This is a genomic window from Hymenobacter coccineus (genome assembly GCF_001816125.1).
GTDB lineage: Bacteria > Bacteroidota > Bacteroidia > Cytophagales > Hymenobacteraceae > Hymenobacter > Hymenobacter coccineus.
The window spans coordinates 1-3,003 of sequence record NZ_MDZA01000220.1 but is presented as its reverse complement, the minus strand read 5'-3'; the positions used below and the strand labels follow the sequence as shown (position 1 = coordinate 3,003).

Genomic DNA, 3,003 nt, shown 5'->3' with positions numbered 1-3,003 from the left:
CTGGTGGGGTCGCTGGTGTACAGCCTGCCGTTTATGGTGCAGCCGCTGCAAGCCGGGTTCCAGAACCTGCCGCGCTCCCTCACCGAGGCTGCCTACACGGGCCCTCGTCGGTGAGCAGGTCCAGGGCGTGGATTTTGTAGTAGTTCAGCTTGTTGCCCATAGCTTTCCAGCCCTTCACGTCGATGAATTCGTGCAGGCCAATTTGCTCGATTTCCTTGTCGGCCTTCTTGTCCCTCTGCACCTTGGCTTCCACCACCGGCTCGGGGTGGGCCGTCACGGCCAGCAGCTTCGAGCCCTTGGTTTCGGTGATGAAGGTGAAGGGCTTGCCCAGCGTGCTGGTTTCAACGCGGAAACGCTTGACGTAGTGAATCTTGGTGTCGCCGTCCATGTACACCGCGCTGAGCACCGTTTCGGGGTCGTACTTGCGCAGCAGCACAATGTTGGGCACGTCGTAGTGGTTGCCCGGGTCGGGCGTGGTCAGCTCGTAAGTACCGTTGCGGAATACCACCAGCACCGTTTCGTCGGTGTCGAAGGCCCCTAGGTAGCGGCCGTGGCCGGCGGTGTTGAGGCGGCCCACCACGGCGTCGAAGAAGGTTTCACGGCCGCCCAACGTGCTGTCGCCCCGGCTCTTCTGGGTAATTTTTTTGATGAGTTGCTTGGTTACGATGTTGCCCATCGAGCCCTTGCCCTTGATGGCTAGCTCAGCAAAATCGAAGTCGAACTGCTTCACCCGGGCCGCGGCCTTGTCGCTGAGCTGGATGGTCACAATCTCGCTTTCCGAGTTGGGATTGGCCGTGAGGTACAGGGTTTTGGTGCCCTTGGTGGCCTTGGTCAGGTCGTAGGCTTTGTCGCGGGTGATGCCCGACACGAGGAAGCGCTTGGCGAAGCTGATGCCCGAGGCCCCGTCCACGTACACCATGTTGTACACCAGCCGGTCGTCGTTCTTGTTGTACACGCCCACGTGCAGGATGTCCTTGCCCACGAAGGTTTTCTCCGCGATGCGGCTCACCACAAACGTGCCGTCGCGCTTAATGGCAATGATGTCGTCGAGGTCCGAGCAGTCAGCCACGGTCACCGCGTGGTCGTCCTTTTTCAGGCCGTAGCCCACGAAGCCATCCTGGTAGTTCACGTAGAGCTTCTGGTTGGCCACGGCCACCTTCTGGGCCGTCACCACGTCGAAGGTGCGGAGCTGGGTTTTGCGCTCGCGGCCGGCGCCGTACTTCTTCAGCAGGCCCTCGAAGTAGGCCACGGCGTAGCGCGTGAGGTTGGCGAGGTGGTCGGCCACTTCCTCCAGTTCTGCGCTCAGCTTTTGCAGGTATTCGTCGGCCTTGAAGCCGTCGTACTTGCTGATGCGCTTGATGCGAATTTCGGTGAGGCGCGTTAGGTCGTCCGCCGTCACGGGGCGGCGCAGCACCACGCGCTGGTCGTTGGCCTTGGGCTTTTCGCCGTCCACGCGCACGAATTTCTTCAGGCCGGCGTCGATGGTTTCCAGGATTTGCTCCCAGGTTTCGGCCTCCTCGATGCGGCGGTAGATGCGGTTTTCAATGAAAATCTTTTCCAGCGAGGCGCTGTGCCACCGCTCCCACAGCTCTTCCTGGCGGATTTCCAGCTCGCGTTCCAGCAGGCGCACGGTGGCCTTGGTGCTCTGGCGCAGCACATCCTCCACGCCCACAAAGCGGGGCTTGTCGCCGATAATGACGCAGGTGTTGGGCGAGATGCTGATTTCGCAGTCGGTGAAGGCGTAAAGCGCGTCCATGGTGAGGTCGGGGCTCACACCGGCGGGCAGCTGCACCTGGATTTCGACCACCGCGGCGGTATTGTCAACCACCTTTTTGATCTTGATTTTGTTGGCCTCGCTGGCCTTCACGATGCTCTCCATCAGCGCCGTGGTGGTGGTGCCGTAGGGAATGTCGCGGATGATGAGCATCGTCTTGTCCACCTTCTCGATGGTGGCACGCAGGCGGATTTTGGCTCCGCGCAGCCCCGAATTGTAGTTCGTGGCGTCGCATAGGCCCCCGGTCGAGAAATCGGGCAGCAACTGCACTTCTTTACCTTTCAAAACCGCGATGCTGGCCTGGCACAGCTCGCGGAAGTTGTGGGGCATGATCTTGGTGCTCAGGCCCACGGCGATGCCTTCCACGCCCTGGGCCAGCAGCAGCGGGAACTTCACGGGCAGCGTGGTGGGCTCGCGCTTGCGGCCGTCGTAGCTGAGCTGCCACTCGGTGGTGTCGGGGTTGAACACCACGTCGAGAGCAAACTTGCTGAGGCGGGCCTCGATGTAACGGGGAGCTGCCGCGCCGTCGCCGGTGCGCACGTCGCCCCAGTTGCCCTGGGTTTCGATGAGTAGGTCCTTCTGGCCCAGATTCACCATGGCGTCGCCGATGCTGGCGTCGCCGTGGGGGTGGTACTGCATGGTCTGGCCAATCACGTTGGCCACCTTGTTGAAGCGGCCATCGTCCATCTCCTTCATGGCGTGCAGAATGCGGCGCTGCACGGGCTTGAGGCCGTCCTCGATGGCGGGCACGGCGCGCTCCAGAATCACGTAGGAGGCGTAGTCGAGGAAGTAGTTCTGGTACATGCCCCGCACCGTGGCCACGTCGTGGAGGACCTCGCCGGGGGCAAACTTGGGGTTTTCCTCCTCCTCGGGTTCGGCTTCGGCCAGGGGCTCGTTTTCGGCCGTGAGCTGGGCGGCGAGGGCCTCGTCGCCGGCGGCCAGCTCGGCATCTTCCTCGGCGGCGGGCGAAAACGCGCCCAAATCAAAATCGACCGAATCGCCGGCGTGGAGGTGTTGGTAGGGGTTGGGTGCCAACGCGTCGGCGGCGCGGGACTCGTCGGCGGGGAACAGCGAGGCGGGGTCGGGGGTAAGGGGTGTATCCACGAAGAGCAAACGGGTGAGCGGCAAGATGCAGTCAAATGTACCGGCGGCGGGGCGGCGGCGCAACTTTTGGCAAGGCCGGTGGGCCCCGGAAAGTTCCCCCCGCGCCGCGCTGTCGCGCCCGCCGG

The 3,003-nt window shown here is 62.9% G+C and carries 1 protein-coding gene; it reads right to left on the bottom strand.

From position 1 onward, the window contains the following. Positions 1-79: 79 nt before the first annotated feature. A complete protein-coding gene (locus tag BEN49_RS13035; protein ID WP_094123161.1) occupies positions 80-2,662 on the bottom strand; it encodes a DNA gyrase/topoisomerase IV subunit A in 2,583 nt (860 codons plus the stop codon). Positions 2,663-3,003 lie beyond the last annotated feature (341 nt).